The sequence below is a fragment of the Pectobacterium zantedeschiae genome (assembly GCF_004137795.1).
Lineage (GTDB): Bacteria > Pseudomonadota > Gammaproteobacteria > Enterobacterales > Enterobacteriaceae > Pectobacterium > Pectobacterium zantedeschiae.
Map to the genome: position 1 here is coordinate 2,459,300 of NZ_NWTM01000001.1, position 22,503 is coordinate 2,481,802.

The 22,503-nt window shown below is 52.4% G+C and carries 17 protein-coding genes and 3 tRNA genes; 13 read left to right on the plus strand and 7 right to left on the minus strand.

From position 1 onward, the window contains the following. Position 1: 1 nt before the first annotated feature. Together CLR69_RS11135 and CLR69_RS11140 are read right to left on the minus strand one after the other, a co-directional pair. Complete coding sequence (locus tag CLR69_RS11135) at positions 2-925, minus strand: transcriptional regulator GcvA (RefSeq protein ID WP_129703146.1); 924 nt, start codon at positions 923-925, stop codon at positions 2-4. A gap of 536 nt (positions 926-1,461) precedes the next feature. Then, positions 1,462-1,683: a YgdI/YgdR family lipoprotein gene (locus tag CLR69_RS11140; protein ID WP_012773616.1), complete on the minus strand. Its 222-nt coding sequence runs from the start codon at positions 1,681-1,683 to the stop codon at positions 1,462-1,464. A 183-nt stretch (positions 1,684-1,866) separates the two neighbouring features. On the opposite strand from CLR69_RS11140, the gene csdA reads away from it, so the two are divergent. After that, positions 1,867-3,072: a cysteine desulfurase CsdA gene (csdA, locus tag CLR69_RS11145; protein WP_129712676.1), complete on the plus strand. Its 1,206-nt coding sequence runs from the start codon at positions 1,867-1,869 to the stop codon at positions 3,070-3,072. Positions 3,073-3,139: 67 nt separating this feature from the next. Continuing rightward, positions 3,140-3,595 (plus strand): cysteine desulfurase sulfur acceptor subunit CsdE, encoded by a 456-nt coding sequence (gene csdE, locus CLR69_RS11150; RefSeq protein WP_129703141.1) that lies wholly within the window; start codon positions 3,140-3,142, stop codon positions 3,593-3,595. Between the two features lie 14 nt (positions 3,596-3,609). On the opposite strand, the gene tcdA is transcribed toward csdE, so the two are convergent. Both tcdA and CLR69_RS11160 read right to left on the minus strand, forming a co-directional pair. After that, positions 3,610-4,428, minus strand: a complete 819-nt coding sequence (gene tcdA / locus CLR69_RS11155) for a tRNA cyclic N6-threonylcarbamoyladenosine(37) synthase TcdA (RefSeq protein ID WP_129703139.1) — start codon at positions 4,426-4,428, stop codon at positions 3,610-3,612. A 65-nt stretch (positions 4,429-4,493) separates the two neighbouring features. Beyond that, entirely contained in the window at positions 4,494-6,752 is a 2,259-nt protein-coding gene (locus CLR69_RS11160; protein WP_129712677.1) for a molybdopterin-dependent oxidoreductase, read from the minus strand. A gap of 782 nt (positions 6,753-7,534) precedes the next feature. Between CLR69_RS11160 and CLR69_RS11165 the strand changes: the two genes are divergently transcribed. The 7 genes from CLR69_RS11165 (at position 7,535) to CLR69_RS11195 (ending at position 15,863) form a co-directional block, all read left to right on the plus strand. Further along, the gene (locus tag CLR69_RS11165; RefSeq protein ID WP_129703135.1) at positions 7,535-9,121 is read left to right on the plus strand and encodes an ABC transporter substrate-binding protein; all 1,587 of its coding nucleotides are present in this window, start codon (positions 7,535-7,537) and stop codon (positions 9,119-9,121) included. Positions 9,122-9,174: 53 nt separating this feature from the next. Next, the gene (locus tag CLR69_RS11170; RefSeq protein ID WP_129712678.1) at positions 9,175-10,161 is read left to right on the plus strand and encodes an ABC transporter permease; all 987 of its coding nucleotides are present in this window, start codon (positions 9,175-9,177) and stop codon (positions 10,159-10,161) included. Between the two features lies 1 nt (position 10,162). Then, positions 10,163-11,098 (plus strand): ABC transporter permease, encoded by a 936-nt coding sequence (locus tag CLR69_RS11175; protein WP_129712679.1) that lies wholly within the window; start codon positions 10,163-10,165, stop codon positions 11,096-11,098. Beyond that, the gene (locus CLR69_RS11180; RefSeq protein ID WP_129712680.1) at positions 11,095-12,840 is read left to right on the plus strand and encodes an ABC transporter ATP-binding protein; all 1,746 of its coding nucleotides are present in this window, start codon (positions 11,095-11,097) and stop codon (positions 12,838-12,840) included. Before CLR69_RS11175 ends, CLR69_RS11180 begins: the two co-directional genes overlap by 4 nt. Further along, positions 12,833-14,113 carry a M20 aminoacylase family protein gene (locus tag CLR69_RS11185; RefSeq protein WP_129712681.1) on the plus strand — a complete coding sequence of 427 codons (1,281 nt, stop codon included), beginning with the start codon at positions 12,833-12,835 and terminating at the stop codon, positions 14,111-14,113. The genes CLR69_RS11180 and CLR69_RS11185 overlap by 8 nt, the downstream gene beginning before the upstream one ends. 59 nt (positions 14,114-14,172) lie before the next feature. Beyond that, positions 14,173-14,877: a TetR/AcrR family transcriptional regulator gene (locus CLR69_RS11190; protein ID WP_129703126.1), complete on the plus strand. Its 705-nt coding sequence runs from the start codon at positions 14,173-14,175 to the stop codon at positions 14,875-14,877. A 68-nt stretch (positions 14,878-14,945) separates the two neighbouring features. After that, entirely contained in the window at positions 14,946-15,863 is a 918-nt protein-coding gene (locus CLR69_RS11195; protein WP_129703124.1) for a 4-hydroxy-tetrahydrodipicolinate synthase family protein, read from the plus strand. Between the two features lie 96 nt (positions 15,864-15,959). Here CLR69_RS11195 and mltA read toward each other — a convergent pair whose 3' ends face one another. Continuing rightward, positions 15,960-17,090, minus strand: a complete 1,131-nt coding sequence (mltA, locus tag CLR69_RS11200) for a murein transglycosylase A (protein ID WP_129712682.1) — start codon at positions 17,088-17,090, stop codon at positions 15,960-15,962. 271 nt (positions 17,091-17,361) lie between these two features. Here mltA and CLR69_RS11205 point away from each other — a divergent pair. The 3 genes from CLR69_RS11205 (at position 17,362) to CLR69_RS11215 (ending at position 17,688) form a co-directional block, all read left to right on the plus strand. Then, positions 17,362-17,438, plus strand: a tRNA-Met gene (locus CLR69_RS11205). A 48-nt stretch (positions 17,439-17,486) separates the two neighbouring features. Then, positions 17,487-17,563 (plus strand) — tRNA-Met (locus CLR69_RS11210). 48 nt (positions 17,564-17,611) lie between these two features. Continuing rightward, positions 17,612-17,688: transfer RNA gene (locus tag CLR69_RS11215), tRNA-Met, on the plus strand. A 184-nt stretch (positions 17,689-17,872) separates the two neighbouring features. Here CLR69_RS11215 and amiC read toward each other — a convergent pair. Beyond that, positions 17,873-19,117 (minus strand): N-acetylmuramoyl-L-alanine amidase AmiC, encoded by a 1,245-nt coding sequence (gene amiC, locus CLR69_RS11220; protein WP_129712398.1) that lies wholly within the window; start codon positions 19,115-19,117, stop codon positions 17,873-17,875. A gap of 507 nt (positions 19,118-19,624) precedes the next feature. Here amiC and argA point away from each other — a divergent pair. Beyond that, positions 19,625-20,968 (plus strand): amino-acid N-acetyltransferase, encoded by a 1,344-nt coding sequence (gene argA, locus CLR69_RS11225; protein WP_197730547.1) that lies wholly within the window; start codon positions 19,625-19,627, stop codon positions 20,966-20,968. A gap of 63 nt (positions 20,969-21,031) precedes the next feature. On the opposite strand, the gene CLR69_RS11230 is transcribed toward argA, so the two are convergent. Next, the gene (locus CLR69_RS11230; protein ID WP_129712400.1) at positions 21,032-22,228 is read right to left on the minus strand and encodes an L-talarate/galactarate dehydratase; all 1,197 of its coding nucleotides are present in this window, start codon (positions 22,226-22,228) and stop codon (positions 21,032-21,034) included. Positions 22,229-22,503 lie beyond the last annotated feature (275 nt).

Consider the following 22,503-nt stretch of genomic DNA (forward strand, 5'->3'; position numbering starts at 1 on the left):
TTCAGCGCGTACCGTTGTCATAGCGGAAGCGAAACTTTTCCTGCTCGCTGGCTGCCCGCGCCAGAATCCAATGGCGAAAGGCGGCTATTTTACCCAGTTCTGCCTGACTGTCATGACATACCAGATAAAAAGCATTCCGGCTGACAAGCACATCGTTAAACGGGCACACGAGCCTTCCGGCTTCGAGTTCCGTTTGCGCCATCACGTTATTCGCCAGCGCCACGCCCTGTCCGTGAATCGCTGCCTGCAACACCATCGCACTGTGGCTGAAAATCGGCCCCTGCTGCACGTTAATCTGTACACCAAGCTGGCGGGTATAGGACAACCAGTCACGGCGCGATGCATCGTGCAGCAGCGTGTGTGCAACCAAATCGTCCGGTGTCTTCAACGGATGATCTCCCGTCAGCAACACGGGCGAACAAACAGGCAGAAGATACTCGGCGTACAGCTTTTCCACCCGCAATCCCGGCCAATTTCCCCGACCGTAGAAAATAGCGACATCCACATCATCGGCCAGACGATCTTCGTCACGATCCACTGCCTGAATACGAACATCAATCCCCGGGTAGTCAGAGTTAAAGCTCGAAAGACGCGGCACCAGCCAATGAATAGCAAAGCTGGGCAGCAGGCTCACCGTTAACGCGCCCTTCGCGCTACGAGATTGCAGCTTACGCGTCGCGTCATTCAGCGATGAGAAGATCTCTTTGATATCAAGATAGTAACTCTGACCTTCTTCGGTCAGTAACAGGGAACGATTACGACGGCGGAATAATTTCAGCCCCAAAAAATCTTCCAGTGATTTAATCTGATGGCTGACAGCAGCCTGCGTGACAAACAGCTCTTCTGCCGCTTTGGTAAAGCTTAAATGGCGAGCCGCCGCATCAAAAACGCGCAATGCGTTGAGCGGAGGTAGACGTTTTGACATGAATGAAATCTTTTTGTTTGCGCTAAATCAGCGATTTATCAGGTACATTCGTACCCATTAAATCTTAAGATACAGAAAGGCAACAACGGGAAAGATCTCTAGCCAATTAGCTGGCTAAGCGATTAAGACCTTCGGCAACAGCCAGACTTTCTGCAACAAAAAGATGACGGGTACATATATTAGTTTTTGTAATCCGAGACATTATAATTTGTCCGTTGAGGATGTACCAGCAAATACCTATATTAGCGCAACTTCCTGGGCCGGAACGAAAAGTGCGGAGGGGTAACCTAAGGTGCTTTTGGCTTGTGGTTGTGATGTTGTGTTTGCTATTTGTTTGTCTGCCTTTTGCAGATGTGGTAGCGAGTCTACCCTATTCACTTCCTGTACATTTACCCTGTCTGTCCAAAGTGATTTTTTGTGTAGCACCGCAAATTGCGGTGCTTTTTTTTGCTCACGTTTCGCATCTGAACGCTATCACAGCCTTATTTGACTCTGGCGCAGATTAACAGACAACGTGTGCTGGCAGGCAAACGGTACTATTTCCCTTTCACCATTTCTTTCACATTATCTCGGTTAATTTGCTGTTGCTGACCATAAGCATCGGTATAGCTGATCATACCGGTTTCATCGTCAACCTTCGGTTTCCCTTCAGCCACGATGGTACGCCCGTCATTAGTATGCATGACGTAATTACTCGAACAGGCAGCCAGAGAAAACGCCATCACGATAGCGGCAAAAATAGAAATTTTATTCTTCATAGTTAACCCTCAATGAATTTAAATGTTTTCTAGTTAACCCTATGCATCAGGAAATCCTGAAAATTAACACTTTAAAGCGTAGCAATAATTGTTTTTTTTTCCATAAAATCGCATTAGGCATAGTCCTAAACTTGTCTCTCTCGATAAAATGGGACAGGATCTCTCCTCTACAAGAGGATGCTCATGACACCGTTTAACCCTGCAACTTTTCGCCAACAGTTCCCTGCACTCCAGCATTCGACGGTATATCTTGATAGCGCCGCGACCGCACTGAAACCGCAGTCCGTCATTGATGCCGTGCAGCAGTTCTATTGCAGCGAGAGTGGCACGGTACATCGCAGCCAGCATCGCGGCGCACAGGCGCTAACGCAGCGCTTTGAAAACGCTCGTGAGCAAGTCTCCACCTTACTTCATGCGGACGATCCGCGTTCAATTGTCTGGACCAGAGGCACGACGGAAGCGATCAATCTGGTCGCACAGAGCTATGCCCGCCCTCGACTTCAACCGGGCGATGAAATCATCGTTAGCGAAGCGGAACATCACGCTAATCTCATTCCGTGGCTGATGGTGGCGCAGCAAACTGGCGCAAGCGTAGTGAAGTTACCGATAGGCGCAGATTTCTTACCGGATATTGAACAATTAACCACATTGATCACGCCAAGAACCCGCCTGCTGGCGCTGGGTCAGATGTCAAACGTAACGGGTGGTCAGCCCGATCTGGCGCGTGCGATTACGCTGGCTCACCGCTATGGCGCGGTGGTGGTGATTGACGGCGCGCAGGGCATCGTTCATTGCCCACCAGATGTGCAGGCGTTGGATATCGATTTCTACGCCTTTTCCGGGCACAAGCTTTATGCCCCCACTGGAATTGGCGTGCTATATGGCAAAACGGCATTGCTGGAAAGCATGACGCCGTGGCAAGGCGGCGGGAAAATGATGACGCAGGTTTCCTTTGACGGCTTCCTACCGCAGGCCATTCCACAGCGGTTTGAAGCGGGTACGCCGCATATTGCTGGCGTGCTTGGCTTGTCTGCAGCATTAGACTGGCTGACCACGCTGGATTGGCACGCCGCAGAGCAGCACAGCCAGCAGTTGGCGCAGCTTGCCGAAACGCATCTGTCGCAGTTTCCCGGCTTTCGCAGTTTCCGTAGCCCACATTCCAGCGTGCTGTCCTTTGATATTGCCGATGTACACCACAGCGATCTAATTACGCTGTTGGCCGAAAGCGGCATCGCACTGCGCGCCGGACACCACTGTGCGCAGCCGTTAATGGACGCACTCGGCGTAAGCGGCACGATCCGTGCTTCGTTTGCCCCGTATAATAACCAGCAAGATGTTGCTGCGCTGATCGCCGCGATGGGCAATGCCCTTGAATTACTGCGTGACTAACCGACGCTACAAACGATAATCAACTACATACTATTGTCGCCCACAACCTATTGATCGACCACGGACTATGACCGAGACAACCGACAACACACATCCCTTTGGCCCCCCCATCACCGTTGCCGATCTGCTGGCACGATTTGATAATTGCCGGGCATGGGAAGATCGCTATCGACAGCTCATTTTGCTGGCAAAGACGCTACCAGCGCTGCCTGATGCACTAAAAACCGAGGATATTTCATTATCCGGCTGTGAAAATCGCGTCTGGCTAGGTTACCAACGTCAGGAAGACGGCAGGCTACATTTTTACGGTGATAGCGACGGGCGCATCGTGCGGGGATTACTGGCGGTATTGTTAACCGCCGCTGAGGGAAAAACGCCAGAAGCGCTGTTACAGCAGGATCCGCTGGCGCTGTTCGATACGCTGGGGCTACGGGCTCAGCTCAGCGCTTCACGTTCAAGCGGTCTGGCCGCCTTAGCCGCCAGAATCAAGGACATTGCCGAACGAGAAGCAGCGAGCAAATAGCAGATTACGCTATGCTATTTCTGCACCGCAGACGCTCGTTCCATTTTCGCTATCATTTTCTTCAGCACATGAGATACCGCAACAAACCCAAAGGTTGCGGTGACCATCGTCGCCGCACCAAAACCTGACGCACAATCCATACGCATCACGCCATCAGCCGTACTACGAGACGCACAGACGGAGCCGTCAGGCTGCGGATAAACCAACGGTTCACTGGAAAATACACAGTCGATACCCAGTTTTCCTTTGCTGTTTTTCACTACGTTAAAATCATGCTTTAGCCGTTCACGCAGCTTGGCAGCCAGCGGATCCTGAATGGTTTTAGCCAGATCGACGACCTCAATCCGAGTCGGATCGATCTGCCCACCCGCGCCGCCGGTTGTCACCACGGGGATCTTATAGCGACGACAGTAGGAGAGCAGCGCAGCCTTCGGACGCACACTATCAATAGCATCAATCACATAGCTAAAATTTTGGTCGAGCAGCTCCGCCACGTTTTCCGCACTGATGAAATCATCCACGCAGGTGACGTTGCACTCCGGGTTGATCGCCAGAATACGTTCAGCCATCACTTCCGTCTTCGACTGCCCGGTGTGCTGACGCAGCGCGTGGATCTGTCGGTTGGTATTACTGACACACACATCATCCATATCGATCAGCGTAATCGCGCCGATGCCGGTACGCGCGAGCGCCTCAGCCGCCCAGGAACCGACGCCGCCGATACCAATCACGCAAACGTGAGCCTGAGAAAACAGCGCCAGCGCCTGTTGACCATATAACCGTGCGGTGCCGCCGAAGCGTTGCAAATAGGCTTCGGATAATTGCGTATTCATTCAACCAACCTTACGAAAACAAAATCACAAGAAAATAACACAGCGAAAAGCGGCTCAGAATAGCGCTAAACCCGCACAACATCTACCAGACAGCTCATCGCGTTCGGCCCCTGCGTCAGCGGCGATGTGCCGATATCCAGCGTTAATACATTCGCATTTCCTGATTGCTCAACCGGATGCCACGTTTTCTGACCAAAACCGGGCTCAAACCAGGCGCCAGTAGACATGATCACCACGCCAGGTGTTACACCGTCAGTAATCTGTACGCCAGCCAGAATACGACCACGCGCGTTTCTGACTTCGACCTGCGAACGATCGGTAATATTCCGTGCGGTAGCATCCTGCGGATGCATGTACAACGTCTCTTTTCCAGCGGTCTTATTCGCGGCAACCTGCGGCGTGGCGGCCAATTGGCTGTGCAAACGGTCAGAGGGCTGAATGGAAATAAAGTGCAGCGGCCATTCTTCCGTACTTTTGGCCCCTAGCCATTCAACGGGAGGCTGCCACTCAGGATGCGGCGCAAAATCGGCATAGCCATAGCTGGCAATAGCCGAGCTGAACAGTTCGATCTTACCGCTTGGTGTACTCAAGGCATGATGCTGCGGATCGCGGCGAAAATCTTCAAAGAACACAAACGGCTTTTCATCCATCGGGATTTCTACATGTCCCTGCTGCCAGAAGTCCTCAAATGACGGCCAGCTGTCAGCGGCGTCTCGCTGCCTTGCCCGACATTCCTCATAAAGGTGCTCCACCCACTGCTGCTCGTTGCGATTTTGTGTAAACGTGTCTTTATAGCCCAGACGCTCTGCCAGCTCGCTGAAAATATCCACATCATTACGTGCCTGATGCTGCGGTGTAATCGCTTGATGCATAGCAAAGATAAAGCGATCGCGGGACGATCCGCCGATATCGTTACGCTCCAGCGTAGTGGTAACGGGCAGCACGATGTCGGCCATCTGCGCCGCTGGCGTCCAGACGATATCCTGCACAATCACCGTATCTGGTTTACGCCAACCGTCCACCAAGCGGTTCAACTGCTGGTGATGATGGAACGGATTACCGCCCGCCCAGTGAATCAGGTGAACATCGGGATAAGTATGGGTTTCACCCCGAAAGGTATAAGGCGTTCCCGGATGCAATAGCATATCCGCGATACGCGCCACGGGGATCGCGCTCCCTGCGTTTGGGCTGGAAGGCGAAGCGGGCGCAGGCGTTGAAATCCGCTCGTTACCAACGCTGTTCATCGAACCATGGCCGAAGGAGAAGCCACCGCCCGGTAATCCCACCTGCCCCAGCATTGAAGACAGTGCGATCATCATCCAGTAAGGCTGTTCGCCACGGTGTGCGCGCTGAACGGAATAAGAACAGGTAATGAAGCTACGCACGCCAATTAGCTGCTGCGCCAGACGCCGGATGCGCTTAGCGGGAATGCCCGTGATATCGCTGGCCCATTCGGGCGTTTTCACCACGCCATCGCCGCGACCGTGTAAATAGTCACTCAGTTGCTCATACCCGACGCAGTAGCGTTGCAGGAAATCCTTATCATCAGCTCCCAAGCGCTGAATCTCATAGCCCAGCGCCAGCATCAGGGCAACATCGGTATTCGGACGGATGGGAATCCACTCGGCATTCACAAACTCAGGGCAATCGTCGCGCATCGGGCTGATGTTAATAACGGGAATCCCTTTCGCCACCAGTGCTTCCAATGCAGGCTTAAGTGTATGGTGCCCGGCACCGCCTGAAGCTATCTGCGAATTTCTCAACGCCAGACCACCAAACGCGAGGAAAATATCACAGTGCTCGGCAACGCTGCGCCATTCGGTCACCTTGCCCGTCAGCGGATGGAAGGTGCCAATCACATAAGGCAGGAAGAATTGCGCGGATCCCCAACTGTAATTTCCCTGTTGGTCAACCGCACCACCGCCGGAAAAATAGAAGCGTCGCACCTGAGAACGCGCGTGGTGATAACGCCCAGCAGACGACCAGCCGTAAGAGCCAGCAAAGAGGCCATCCGCACCATAGCGATCGCGAATACGGCGATTTTCCTGCGCGACCAGATCGAGAGCTACGTCCCAATCTACCTCAACAAAGTCTTCCCGACCACGCAGCGTCCTGTCGCTATTTTCTCGTTTTTGGAGCCAGGAACGACGTACCGAAGGTCGACGGATACGCCGGTCGGAATACACCAGCGGCACAATGGAATCGAGCATAGCGGAAGGTGCAGGATCGTCAACAAACGGCTCGCATCGAATCAGCCTGCCGTCTTCAACCACAGCGGTAAACGCGCCCCAATGCGCAAGATGTGGATAACGTTTAATCGCCACGACAACCTCAGGATAAGTAATTAGCAGGGTGGATAATAACCTGAATTATCTATGTCCCCAACAGCAAGAAGAGTGAATAGCTTATGCATAATTTTGCATTCGTTATCCATATTTAAACGTTCGTTTAAAACACATGTTGGGCTAGGGTTTAACCAGAAAATAAAGAGGTGGTTCAGGATAATGCCGATCGTTTTAAGAACCGAGATACACGGAGCGACCACGGGGTGAAGTGTCCCTGTGGGAACCTCATCTCCATGTTTCTCCTAAAATGAGGCTTAAGTGACCCGCTTTAAAATTCATGCAGTTTTATTATTTTTTCGTTATTCAAACCAGGAACGCAGCATGAAAACCATTACGCCACACAGCTATACCCTAAATAGTTCGAGTTTCAGAAAGGCGGCAAGAGAGGGACAAATTCGTCTGGAACGAATTTGACCAGCCAACGGCTAGCCTTCGGTGAGAGGCAGGATGTCTCTCATTTCATCCAGATGAACTTACTTAGGTAAGTGATTCGGGTGACTGACAAATCTGCCAAAGGCAGATTTGAACGCTGCTGGCAGCGGCCCCAACGGGGCGAGGTGCACGTAAGTGTGCCGAGTAGCGCAGCCAACGCACATGCAACTTGAAGTATGACGGGTATATCTCATTACTGCCCCGATGTTGCCCTCATTTCTCTTCCTCAGAGAAATGTGCGTTGTCGCCTCAAACACATCATTCAAAACACGCTATTAAAAAATAAAAGCGGGGAGCACACCTCTGCCCTCTGCATACGGATGGGAAATATGAAAAAAAATCTATTCTTGTCAGCGCTGATTCTGACGTCTTCGCTCTTCAGCCTTGCCACACAGGCTGAAACATTGACGCCTAAACGTGGCGGCACGCTGAATTTTTTGGCCGAACCTGAACCGCCTGTCTTAACCAGCCTGGTTAGCACCAGCGGTGCGGTGATGAAGATCAACGCTAAGGTGATTGAAGGGCTGTTGAATTACGATTTCGATATGAAACCAACCCCGCAGCTTGCGACCAGTTGGTCGGTTAGCCCGGACGGTAAACAGTATACGTTCCACCTGCGCAAAGGCGTGAAATGGCATGACGGGCAAGACTTCACTTCTGCGGATGTCGCGTTTTCCATTCTGACCGTCAAAAAATACAATTCACGTGGTCAGGGCACGTTTGCCAACGTCACCGAAGTGAAGACCCCCGATCCGTACACCGCGATCCTGGAACTGTCAAAACCTGCACCTTATCTGCTGAGCGCATTCTCCGCCAATGAAGCACCTATCGTGCCGAAGCACTTATACGAAGGCACAGACATTCTGTCTAATCCTCACAATACCGCGCCGATTGGTACTGGCCCGTTTGTGTTCAAGGAATGGGTGCGTGGCAGCCATATCCTTTATGAACGTAACCCGAACTATTGGGACAGCCCTAAGCCGTACGTCGATAAACTGGTGGTGAAGATCATCCCCGATGCCGCCACTCGCACGATTGCGCTTGAAACCGGTGCATTGGATCTGGGAAGCGACTCTCCCGTTCCACTGAGTGAAATTGAACGCATCAAGAAGAACCCCAAGCTGGGCATTGAAACCGCTGGCTATGGTTACAGCCCGACGCAAACCCGCATCGAGTTCAATCTGGATAACCCTTATCTGAAGAACCTGAAAGTTCGTCAGGCTATTGCGCACAGCATCAATATTGAGGTGTTGAAAAACGTGGTGTGGTACGGCTATGCGGTCAACTCACCAACGCCGATTACGCCGGAGTTGGCACAGTTCCATGATACGACGCCGTCACCTTATGGCTTCGATATTGCCAAAGCAAACAAGCTGTTGGACGAGGCGGGCTTCCCACGTCAGGCAAACGGTATCCGCTTCAAGCTGGTACATGACTTCATGCCCTATGGCGACAGCTTCAAACGCGTAGCGGAATACCTTAAATCGTCGCTGGCTAAAGTCGGTATTGACGTCACCATTCGCTCTCAAGATTTTGCCACTTTTGTTAAGCGCGTTTATACCGACCGCGACTTTGACTTCAACAACGGCTCTATTTCAAACCTGTTCGATCCAGCGGTAGGCGTGCAGCGCCTGTACTGGTCAAAAACTTATCAACCGGGCGTGCCTTTCGGCAACGGCTCACATTACAGCAACCCAGAAGTAGACCGTCTGCTTGAGCAGGCTTCGGTGGAAACCGATCCTGAAAAACGCGTGGAATTGTACAAACAGTTCCAACGCATCATCGCCACGGATATTCCTGATTTGAACCTGCTCCAGATTAAGCGCCAGACCATTTACAACAAGCGTGTGCATAACGTCGTCACGGATATTCAAGGTGTTAACGGTAGCCTGGCCGACGTGTGGCTGGATCAGTAATCGTAATACAGCATTCCCCTGCGCTGGCAGGGGAACTCTCATGAAGGTATGTGATGAATAAAGTAGAACGAATCGGGCGCGTACTGTGGCGTACTCTGCTTCATGCGCTGCCAACGGCGATTGGCATTATCATTCTGGTGTTTTTCCTGTTGCAGTTGGTGCCGGGAGACGCCGTTGATGTGCTGGCAGGCGAGTCTGGTAATGCAACCGAAGCGACTATGGCACACCTACGCGCCCAATTCGGTCTCGATCAGCCCATACTGCAACAGCTCTCGGTTTATTTGGGCAATTTGGCACAGTTCAGCCTCGGTTTTTCTCCCCGCTACAACGCACCGGTGATGGACCTGATTCTGTCACGACTACCGGGCACCCTGTTCCTGATGCTGCTGTCACAGGTATTCGCCATCGTTATCGGTATCGCACTGGGAGCGATAATGGCGGTGTGGGCGGGTAAATGGCCCGATCGCCTGCTTTCTCTGCTCGCGCTGCTGCTCTATTCCACACCGGGATTTTGGATCGGCCTGATGACGCTGATTCTGTTTTCCGTTCATCTTGATTGGCTGCCAAGCGGCGGCAACATCACCATCGGCGCAAATCTGACTGGCTGGGCATATTTCAAGGATATGTTGCAGCATGCCATTCTCCCGGTACTGGCGCTGAGCAGCTTTTTTATTGCCATTTATGCCCGCCTGACCCGAGCGGCCATGCTGGAAATCGCTCAGCAGGATTTCGTGCGCACCGCGCATGCCAAAGGGCTGTCGCCGCTGTGGGTCACCCTCAGACACATTCTGCGCTGTGCGCTGCTGCCAATTACTACCGTTGCGGGTATGCACTTCGGCAATCTGCTGGGCGGAGCGGCCGTGGTCGAGACGGTCTTTAGCTGGCCTGGGTTGGGCCGTTTGGCGCTGGAAGCAGTGATGGCACGCGACTTCAACGTCTTGCTGGGTGTCCTGCTGCTTTCCGCATTCCTCGTCATTTTGGCTAACGTGCTGGTGGACTTACTGCAATCCTGGCTCGATCCCCGAATTAAGGCTCGCTGATATGAATGACCTTTCTCCTGAAAACCTCGCGCCAAAGAAAGCCACAGTTGATGGCGCTAGCGCAGTGACGACTCGCACGTTAAAAACGCCTTTTCGCCTGTCGCCGGAGGTACGCGCATTTATCCGTAATCCCGCGGGGATGGCTGGCCTGCTGTTGCTGATTACGGTATTTCTGATGGCGGTGCTTGCGCCGTTACTGTATCCCGGCGATCCACTGGATATGGTCGCTCAGCCTTTCTTGTGGCCGGGTGAAAACCCTAATTTCCCACTGGGAACTGATTCAATGGGCCGAGATGTCGCTGCTGGAATCGTCCATGGCTCACAGGTTTCCTTGCAAATCGGCTTCTCGGCCGTGATGGTCAGTCTGTTAATTGGCACTGTCGTCGGTGCATTAGCGGGCTATTTTGGCGGTCGGATTGATGACCTGTTGGTTCACATCACCGAACTGTTCCAGACCTTTCCGACCTTTTTGCTGGTCGTGGTACTGGTCGCCATCGGTTCCCCTTCGGTTACGCTGATTTCTCTGGCCATCGGTATTGCCGCTTGGCCAACGATTGCACGTCTGGTGCGGGCCGAATTTCGCTCGCTGCGTGAAAGCGATTTTGTGTTAGCCGCACGCAGTCAGGGATTTTCCAGCCTGCGTATCATCTTTCAGGAAATGCTGCCAAACGCGCTGCCGTCAATCATCGTCACCACGTCGGTCATGGTCGCCTCGGCCATTTTGATTGAGTCCGCCTTATCCTTCTTAGGTTTTGGCGATCCGAACCGCGTGAGCTGGGGCAGCATGATCGGCGCTGGCCGCGAATCGCTGCGTACCGCCTGGTTTCTTACCGCCCTGCCCGGCACTGCACTGGTATTAACCGTGCTGTCACTGAATCTGGTGGGCGACGCGTTGAACGATGCCCTGAATCCACGCTTAGGGGGGAGAAGCGCATGAAGCCACTGGTCGATATTCAAGATTTACGCGTCGATTTTCCCTACCACCAAGCTGTTCGAGGGCTAAACCTGACGATTAATGCCGGAGAAACGCTGGCGCTAGTCGGTGAATCTGGCTGTGGTAAATCCGCGACAGCGCTGTCCCTGATGCGACTGGTCGCCGAGCCGGGAAAAATCAGCGGCCGTATTCTGTTTGACGGACACGATTTGCTTACCCTGCCAGATCGAAAAATGCGCCAACTGCGTGGCAATGCGCTGTCGATGATTTTTCAGGAACCGATGACTTCGCTCAATCCAGTGCTCTCTATCGGGCAACAGATTAGTGAAACGCTGCGGTTGCATGAAGCGCTAACGCCAGCACAGGCACGAACTCGCACTATCGAGCTGCTGGATCTGGTCAAGATCCCTGAGCCAGCCAGACGAGTGGATGACTATCCGCATAATCTATCTGGCGGTCAGCGTCAGCGCGTCATGATCGCCATGGCAGTGGCGTGCCGTCCGCGTTTGCTAATTGCCGATGAGCCAACCACGGCGCTGGACGTCACCATTCAGGCACAAATTTTGGCACTGCTGGATAATCTGCGTCGTGAATTTTCAATGAGCCTGCTGCTGATTACCCACGATCTTGGACTGGTAGCGCAATGGGCCGACCGCGTAGCGGTGATGTATTCCGGGCAAAAAGTAGAAGAAGCACAGGCAGCCGAACTGTTTCAGTCGCCTACGCACAGCCTTTCACCCAAGCATAACGTTTCCCCCAAGCATAACTACACACGTGGGCTGCTGGCAACATCGCTACATATGGAGCAGGACAGACATTACCGTACCCATCGGCTAGCGGAAATCCATCACGCGACGACGAACGATGACTCAAGTTTTACGTTGCTGACGCCACCTAGCTTGATTCACCGAGCCATCGATACGGGCCAGCAACCGCTGCTCTCGCTGCAAAATATTCAGACCCGCTATTCAACACCGCAGGGCAAGGTGCTGGCGGTTGACGATGTGTCACTGACAATTTTACCCGGAGAAACGCTGGGTCTGGTGGGCGAATCCGGCTGTGGTAAATCAACCTTGTCCAAAACCATTCTGCGTCTGTTACCACCTTCACACGGGCAGATCGTTTTTGATGGGCAAGATATCACCACGCTAAAAGAATCGCGGTTGAAAACGTTACGTCAGCGAGTACAGATGATCTTTCAGGACCCCTATGCCTCGCTGAATCCACGCCATAGCATTCAGCACATTCTTGAAACACCGCTGGTTGTGCATGGCCTTGGCGATCGTCCGCAACGACAACAGGCGATCAACAATATCATCGAGCGCGTCGGTCTGCCGCAAAGCAGCCTGAATCGCTATCCCCATGAGTTTTCCGGCGGGCAGCGTCAGCGTATCGGTATTGCTCGGGCGCTGGTAGTACGCCCTTCACTGGTGATTTGCGACGAGCCCGTATCCGCGCTCGATGTCTCTATTCAGGCGCAAATTCTCAATCTGCTGGTGGAGTTAAAAAACGAAATGGGCCTGTCGCTGCTGTTTATTTCTCATGATCTCGCGGTGGTGCGCTATATCGCCGACCGGGTCATGGTCATGCAAAACGGACGCTGTGTGGAAAGTGGCGATCACCACAGTATCTGGCATCAGCCACAGCATCCGTATACCCGTAAACTGATCGATGCCGCCCCCGGTAGCGAGCTGCGCGAAGCGCCTGTGTCTCCACAGCAGATGAGCAGGCAGGCACATGGATAAGCACGGTGAACACAAAGCGAGCACATCGACTGTCATTGACCAAACGAAGATGGAATCGGTCATTCAGGATTTTTTGCCTGAACTGATTGCGATTCGTCACCATATTCATCAGCACCCAGAAATCGGCTTCGAAGAGTTTGCTACTGCCCAACTGGTGGCAGAAAAACTGACAGAATGGGGGCTTGCCGTCACCACAGGCATCGGTGGAACGGGCGTGGTCGCCACCTTACGCGGCCGCTATCCCAGTGAAGACAGCATCGGCCTGCGCGCTGATATGGATGCGCTATATATCAGTGAAAAAACCGCTCTGCCTTATGCCTCGGTACACGCAGGGAAAATGCACGCCTGTGGACATGATGGACACACCACCATGCTATTGGGTGCCGCACGCTATTTGTCTCTGCACCCCGACTTCGCTGGCACCGTGCACTTTATTTTCCAACCGGCAGAGGAAGGATTAGGCGGCGGGATTGCCATGCTAAATGACGGCCTGCTGACCACGTTCCCCTGCAATCGACTGTTTGGCCTCCACAACAAGCCCGGTATCGAGGTCGGTAAGTTCGCTATTCGCAGCGGCCCGATGCTGGCGGCCAGCGATACCTGGCAGGTCACGTTTCACGGCACAGGTGGGCATGGCGGTTCAGGCGTCCACCTTTCTATCGATCCAACGCTGCCTGCCGCACAATTTATGCTGGGCCTACAGACGATAATCAGTCGCAACGTCCCCGCGATGGACGCAGCGGTGCTCAGCATTGGGCATATTCAGGGCGGCGATATCAATGCCCCGAACGTTATCCCTGACAGCGTCATCCTTAAGGGAACTGGGCGGAGCTACTCGGCGAGCGTTCGCCACCTGCTGGAAATACGTCTGCGAGAACTGGCGCACAGCACTGCGCAGGGCTTTGGTGCGACGGCCGATGTGCACTATGAACGGCAATATCCCGCGCTGGTTAATGATACACACGCCACGCAACTAGCCATTAACGCCGCTGCGCAGGTGGCCGGGCTCGAACAGGTTGAAACCGCCATGACGCCGCTGCTGGGCGCAGAAGACTTTGCCTACATGCTGGAACAGCGTCCCGGCGCGTTCATGATGCTAGGAAACAGCGACAAAGGTACGGCCAACGTACATCACCTGCATACCCCGCACTACGACTTTAATGATGCGCTGCTCCCATTAGGGATCCGCTATTGGGCGATCTTGGTTTATCAGGAGCTGGGTTTATCGAAAGGTGATATCGCGAGAACGGCAGCCCATTCTCTCACGGCCTAAATATAACAATGCATGACGACGGTACATCCGGCGTCGCGCAAGAACAAAAAGGATGAATCATGGTGGAGTTATTGAAAACCAAAGCGCAAAGCAAAGAAAAAGAGGCAGACATTAAACAGCGCATCCTGCGTGAAGCCATCACGATCTTCGCCAGCAAAGGAAGTGAACTCACGACGATTCGTGAAATCACCGAAGCCACCAACGTGAACGTGGCATCAGTGAATTATTACTTTGGTTCGAAAGAAGGATTGCTGCGTGCTGTGCTGGACCATGTTCTTGGCCCGTTAAATGACGAAAGAACGCGTCTGCTGGATGAGGTGGAAAAAGCCAATCAAGGTGGTGTTCTGCCCGTTGCCTCGCTGCTGGATGCACTATTGCGCCCACTGGTTAAAACGGCCCGCACGCCTGACGGTGGACGTATTGTCGTTCGACTATTACAGCACCTACGCGCGACGCCAGGTCTGGAAGTCACCGCCTTGCTTTCGGCTCAGTTCGATCAGGTTGCCCACCGTTTTATCGATGCATTTACTCATGCGTTGCCGTCGTTATCGCGCGCAGAGGTGATCTGGCGCTATGAATTTGCCCGTGGTGCTGCCATGCACGTATTAACCGACGCCGATCCGCGTTCTGGCCGTCTGGCGCTGCTCTCCAAAGGGCTATGTGACAACCGCGATGACGACCGCGTGCTGTCGCATCTATTACGTTTTGTCGAGGCGGGCTTTATCGCAGCACCGCTGACTGAAGTCCCCAAAATCCGTATTTAAGCAGACGAGATTAACCCGTCCTGATTTTTTATTTATCCATAATATGTTTAAACCGACAGGAAACAGACATGAGCAGAGAAAAAATTGAAGGGTCCTTTGTAGCCCTCATCACACCTTTTAATGACGATGGTAGCGTGGATTTCGGCGCATTTGAGACGTTATTAAAATTCCAGGAAGACAACGGCACGGCTGCCGTTTTGATTATGGGCTCAACAGGGGAAGTTTCCATGCTGTCCCCAGATGAGAGAAAAGCGATCATCCGCCGTACCGCACAATACAGCACCAGTAAAATGAAGCTGTTCTACGGCTGTACCGGTAACAATACCGATACCACCATTGACTATGTTCGCTATGCACATGACAACGGCGCAGACGGTGCCATTATCGCCGCACCGGCTTATATCTGTGCCAGCGAGAGCGATATCGAAAGCTACTTCCTGGAAATTGCAGACGCGACCGATTTGCCGTTAGGAATTTATAACAACCCGCCACGCGTGAAAACGGATCTGCACTGGACATCGCTGCTGCGTATTTTCAAACACCCGAACTACGTTATTCATAAAGAATCCACGACTCGCGTGGGTCAGGTCGCACAAGTTCTGGCAGGTAATCCTGATGTTTCGGTGATGTGCTGCGACTCGCCCAACCTAGGTTTAGTGGTGCCAACCATGTCGCTGGGAGGCCATGGAACAGCCAACATGACGGGAAATATTGCGCCAGCAGAACTGGCCGAAATTTCTCGGCCGTGGAAAAACGGCGAGGATGCAGAACGCTTCCGTAAAGCCTATCAGCATTTGCTGCCGCTGCTGCATTACACCTATTCGGCAATCAACCCGGTGGCGGTGAAATCATTGATGAAGGCGGTAGGTTTACCGGCAGGCAGTCTGCGCCGTCCGCTGAGAGGATTACAAGGCGAAGCGTTGGATTCCGGCGTTCGCATCGTGAACGAATTAGGACTGAGCAGCAAATACGGTTTTAAAAGCTGATTATCTTCTGGAGATTAGCGTGTAGAACGCGAAGATTTACTCTCAGAAGTGGCGTAAATAGAGAGCCACTTCTGAGATATCAAACGAAAGAGATAGCTACTGCGGATTACTGACTAACAGCGAGCCTGAACCGTTCGCCGTACTGCTTTGTGCGTTCTTCAACACCCAGACCCGTCCATAGTGATTGTAGAAACCAGCCGAATGCCCTGCATCAGGCCCAATACCCTGATACATATCGAAGTGTTGGCCTTTAATTGCCCCACCGACATCCAGCGCAATCATCAAGCGCATCTCATACTTGCCGGTGAATTTTCCGACGTTATCCAACAACGGTACTTCCATTAACAGAGCAGTACCTGCCGGAATCAGCGAGCGGTCAGAAGCCACGGAAGCTTTCGCCACCAACGGCACAGCGCTCGCCCCTTTCACTGGCGCAGACATCATCGGCTTAAAGAAGACAAAAGAAGGATTTTGCTCAAACAGCTCACGCACTTCATACTCGGAATGCTGCTCCGCCCATTTGCGGATCGCCTGCATCGACATCTCTTCACGCGGCACTTCACCACGATCGATCAACACCTTGCCAATACTGCGATAGGCATGGCCGTTTTTGCCTGCGTAGCCGAAGAACGTCAGCGGGCGTCCATCGCCAAAATCTATATAAGCGCTGCCCTGCACTTCCATCATGAAGTTATCAACCAGCGAGTTGGTCCAGGCAAGAACCAATCGCTCATCCAGCGCGCCTGAATAAATTCCGGCCCGATCCGGTAAACGGCGGTTATTTTTACCCTTTGCAGGCATAGCATATAAAGGATGGCGGAATTCACCCTGACGGGTATGGCGCGCCTGTAATACTGGCGTGTAATAGCCCGTGAACTGCACGTTCCCAAAGTTATCGACACCTTCCATCTGCCAGGCGTTCAGACCAAATTTGCTCAGTTCGCGGGTATCCGCCCCCGACATCATCCAGTTTTCGATCGCCTGAAAGGTCGTGTTATTACGTGTGTAGAGATTCGGTGACGCCGACCGAATTTCCGAAACCTGAGTGATGAAATCCCGCGCATTGACCGGCTTTCCTTTGGCATTAGGCTCATTCACCAATTCCAGAGGCTGGTTGAGGTGACCATCTTTATATTGCTGCCCACGATCGGTTGGCCTCGATTGACACCCCGCCAGAATGGCAATGACCACTGCGGTCAGCACATATTTTCCCCACCGTCCCTTCATCTTTGCGCTCGCTTTTTACATCAAAAAATTTACCGTCGAACGATAACAAACGCCTATCGAGAAAGGAATGGGACAGCGCATAAATCAATGAGGCAAGGGAAGAACAGTTCAGCTCACGGCATCACAAAAAGCCATTTTCTGTAAATCGCCCCATTACGTTCACAAAACAACCCATCAGGCGGTAAATCAATCACCTAACAGCCAAATACTGCGCTTTTTACAGAAATAGGTTGCATCAATGTTCATGGAGAGTATAGTGCGCATCCACGGACGCGGGGTGGAGCAGCCTGGTAGCTCGTCGGGCTCATAACCCGAAGGTCGTCGGTTCAAATCCGGCCCCCGCAACCAATTGATGTGAGTCGTCCATCAAAAGCAGTAAAGATAAGTCAGTACGGACGCGGGGTGGAGCAGCCTGGTAGCTCGTCGGGCTCATAACCCGAAGGTCGTCGGTTCAAATCCGGCCCCCGCAACCAATTGATGTGAATCGTCCATCAAAAGCAGTGAAGATTAGTTATTACGGACGCGGGGTGGAGCAGCCTGGTAGCTCGTCGGGCTCATAACCCGAAGGTCGTCGGTTCGAATCCGGCCCCCGCAACCAACTAAGACTTTGATTAAGAACTATGCGACAAAGCACCTTAACGGGTGCTTTTTTGTTTTCTGCAAAACATGTTTCTACACATGCTCTACTTCTACGATCGTTTCAGAGATATTTCTTTTAAACCGCGCCGACAAAACGCGGCCATACGTAATATTGACTCTATCAGCGATACCAACAACACGAACTACCGCTCCGCCTGACTGGCAAAATAGGCTTTAATCCCTGCGAAAATGGATTCGGCAATCTGCTGCTGGAAATGACTGGTGCGCAGCTTGCGCTCTTCTTCCAGATTACTGATAAACGCCGTCTCAACCAGGACAGACGGGATATCCGGGGCTTTCAATACCGCAAACCCAGCCTGATCGACGCTGTTCTTGTGCAGACGATTCACCTTGCCCAACCGGGTCAGGATCTCTTTACCAAACTTCAGGCTGTCGCCAATCGTCACGGTCTGCACCAGATCAAACATGGTGTGATCCAAATAGCGATCGCCGCTCATACTCACCCCACCGATCAAATCTGATTCGTTCTGGGTCTCTGCCAGAAATCTGGCTGCGGTACTGGTTGCCCCTTTCTTCGAGAGTGCAAAAACCGACGATCCTCTGGCAGATCGATTGGTAAAGGCATCCGCATGAATCGAAATGAACAGATCGGCACGCTGCTTACGCGCTTTCGCCACCCGTACACGCAGCGGAATGAATACGTCTTCATTGCGCGTCATATACGCTTTCATGTTGGATTCATTATCGATCAACTTGCGTAGACGACGGGCGATTTGCAGCACGATGTCTTTTTCACGCGTTTTATTCTTGCCAATCGCGCCGGGATCTTCACCGCCGTGACCGGGATCGAGCATAATAATCAGCGGGCGATCCCGCCCTGCTTTCCCGGCTTTCGGCGCTTCCGCTGGCAGCGTGCGTTCTAGTTCGCCTTTGTTGTAGTCCTCCAACAGCGCCAACAGCGGATCTTCTTCGTTGTCATAGCGCCCCGCAGCAGGGTACAAATCCAGCACCAGTCGATGCTTGAATTCAGCCACTGGTCCCAGCGTAAAGACTTTGGTCGTTGCCTGCTGTTTGAGCTCCAGCACTAAACGCACCGTACTTTTATCAAACTGGCCGATGCGCGCCTCTTTAATCAGCGGATCGTTATCCTGCTGAAACTGGCTAGCGATCTCCTTCAGTACACTGTTCAGATGAACATTCTCAATATCCACCACAATGCGTTCAGGATTACTCAGACTAAACTGTTTATATTTCAGCGAATGATTGGATTCCAACGTGACGCGGGTATAGGCGGAAGACGGCCAGACGCGCACGGCGATGATCTGTGTCGTCGCCGCCAAACCCACACCGCTGACGCTTAATAGCCAGGTTGCTGCTGCGCTTTGTAATAGACGCCGTCGAGTCAGATGATGATTCGAATGAGACATGCCGCTCCGATCTGATTGCTGTGCGCTATCCTGCATTACCGTGTTGCCAATGCATTGGATATGCCATCAAAAATGAATAAAGGTAAAAATTGTCAAAAACTTTAACGAATCTGCTCGATGCTGTCATGCAAAAATCCTGTGCATGCCCGTCATACTTCAAGCTGCATGTGCGTTGGCTTCTCTTAAATACTCGGCCCGTCGTGGGCCTTGCCCTGAAGGGCCGCTGCAAGCAGCGTTCAAATCTGCTCCCGACAGATTTGTCACCCCAGTCACTTACTTATGTAAGCTCCCGGGGACTCGCGCGGTTGCCGCGTTACGAGGCTCAGAAATGAGCCCCGCCCTAACGGGCCAACGCTTTGCGTTGTTCAAAACGCCAACGTTTTGTCCTGCAACTCGAATTATTTAGGGCATGGTGACGATATGAAACAAAACTCTCACTTTTCTGGTTAATACTTCCTCTTGCGTTTTACGTCATAAAGAATAAAAATACAGAAATTACGAATAAAAATGCAAAGAGGGCTCACAGTGAAGGAACGTAGTACAGAGCTGGTTCAGGGCTTCCGCCATTCAGTTCCCTATATCAATGCCCACCGTGGCAAAACGTTTGTCATCATGTTAGGTGGCGAAGCCATTGAACATGCCAACTTCTCTAGCATCGTAAATGATATCGGGTTGCTACACAGCCTGGGGATCAAGCTGGTCGTCGTTTATGGTGCCCGCCCCCAGATCGATGCCAACCTGACAACGCACCACTACGAGCCCCACTATCATAAAAATACCCGTATCACCGACAGCGCCACACTGGAGCTGGTGAAACAGGCGGCGGGTATGCTGCAACTGGACATTACCGCTCGATTGTCGATGAGCCTGAACAACACGCCGCTGCAAGGTGCTCATATTAATGTCGTCAGCGGTAATTTTATTATTGCGCAGCCGCTTGGCGTTGATGACGGTGTGGACTATTGCCACAGTGGCCGTATTCGCCGTATTGATGAAGAAGCGGTTCACCGCCAGTTGAATAGCGGCGCGATTGTGCTGCTCGGCCCAGTTGCAGTTTCCGTTACGGGTGAAAGTTTCAATTTAACCTCAGAAGAGGTCGCGACCCAGCTCGCCATTAAGCTGAAAGCAGAGAAAATGATCGGCTTCTGCTCTTCACAGGGTGTGACCAACGCAGAAGGCCACATCATTTCAGAGCTGTTCCCCGATGATGCGCAGCAGCGTATTGATGCATTAGAGCAGACTGGCGATTACCATTCGGGTACGGTCAGATTCCTGCGCGGCGCGGTCAAAGCCTGTCGTAGCGGCGTCCGTCGTAGCCACCTGATTAGCTATCAGGACGACGGCGCACTGTTGCAGGAACTGTTCTCACGCGATGGAATCGGTACACAGATCGTGATGGAAAGCGCCGAGCAAGTTCGCCGTGCGACCATCAATGATATCGGCGGAATTCTTGAACTGATCCGCCCACTGGAAGAGCAAGGTATTCTGGTAAGACGCTCGCGCGAACAGCTGGAAATGGAGATCGACAAATTCACTGTCGTAGTACGCGATAACCTGACTATCGCCTGTGCCGCACTTTATCCGTTCCCGGAAGAAAGCATCGGAGAAATGGCCTGCGTTGCGGTTCACCCGGATTATCGCAGTTCATCACGTGGCGATATGTTGTTAGTACGCGTGGCCGCTCAAGCACGTCAGCAAGGTCTGCAAAAACTGTTCGTGCTGACAACACACAGTATCCACTGGTTCCAGGAACGCGGCTTTTTACCCGCTGAAGTGGAAATGCTGCCGAAGAAAAAACAGGCGCTGTATAACTACCAACGTCGTTCGAAAATTCTGGTACTGGACCTCTGAATTATTCCATTCGATACATTTATCGTGGTCGATCGTAAAATCGGCCACGATAATTTCATCGGTTTAGGACTGTTTGCCAAACTCACAGCTCAGCGTCGTCCACTTTCTTGCCTGCTCACTCAGCGTGAACCCTAGCCCCAGACGATCGGATACCCACATGCGTCCATCACGCAACTCTAGCTGCTCGTTGAAGAGCGGATTCAGCCACTCGAAATGCTCCAGCCAGGGTTCAATCGGATAGGCCGCAGCCAGATGCAAATGCACTTCCATCGCAAAGTGCGGTGCCAGTTTACGACCATGCTTAGCGGCCAAATCCATGATTTTCAGGAAAGGAGAAATCCCCCCTACACGCGGCGCATCCGGCTGAACAAAATCACTGGCGTTACCGAGAATCAGTTGTTCATGCTCACGGAAACTGGTCAACATCTCACCCGTGGCAATCGGCGTATCCAACGCAGCCGTCAGCGCCGCATGGCCTTCCACATCATAGGCATCCAGCGGCTCTTCAATCCAGACCAGATTAAAGGCTTCCATTTTTCTTCCCATCCGAATCGCCGTTTCACGATCCCACTGCTGATTAGCATCTACCATCAGCGGGAAATCGTCCCCCAACGCTTCGCGCACCGCGGTGAGACGACGGATATCCTCCGCTGCGTTCGGCTGCCCGACTTTCAGTTTGATTCCGCCGATACCGCTTTCACGGGAGATCACGACATTTTTTAATACCTGTTCCAACGGCGTATGCAGGAAGCCACCGGAGGTGTTGTAACACTGAACGGAATCCCGATGTGAACCCAGCAGCTTCGACAAAGGCAACCCCGCACGCTTGGCTTTCATATCCCACAGGGCGATATCGAGCGGAGAAATCGCCTGTACCGCCATTCCGCTGCGGCCGACCGATGCTCCAGCCCACAGCAGCTTGGCATAGATCTTATCGATATCATTCGGATCTTCGCCTAACAGGTTATCTGCAATCTCCTTCGCGTGAGCGTAGATACCTTGTCCACCCGCCCGCTTGGAGTAGCTGAATCCCACCCCTTCAAACCCATCACGACTGCGAATTTCAGCAAAAATAATAGCCACTTCAGTCAGCGGTTTTTGCCTTCCGGTTAACACTTTCGCATCGCTGACCGGCGTTGCCAGCGGCAAAAATGCCAGAGAGAGTTTTACCCATTCGATTCGATCGCCTGACTCGGCAGCCGTTCTGACATTCGTGACTTTTGCATAGCTAACCGCCGCTGAATTTGCACTGATGGTCATGTCTCACCCCATTAAATGATTGCGCTAACATTTATAAACGAAAAAGAAGATAGCGATAAAAGAAGAAAAAACATGCAACATAGATCACATAATAATCATTAAAATGCGTAGGGAAAACTTCAAGCAACCAAATAATGATTGCGCAATCACCACGAAAAGTAAGAGGATAAAACGAAAATATGCAACAGGAAATTCAGGTGCCAACGCGAAAAAACGAGAAAATTCGGCAGGTTGCTAAAAACATGGATGACTGGAAAATCGATGTACCATCAACG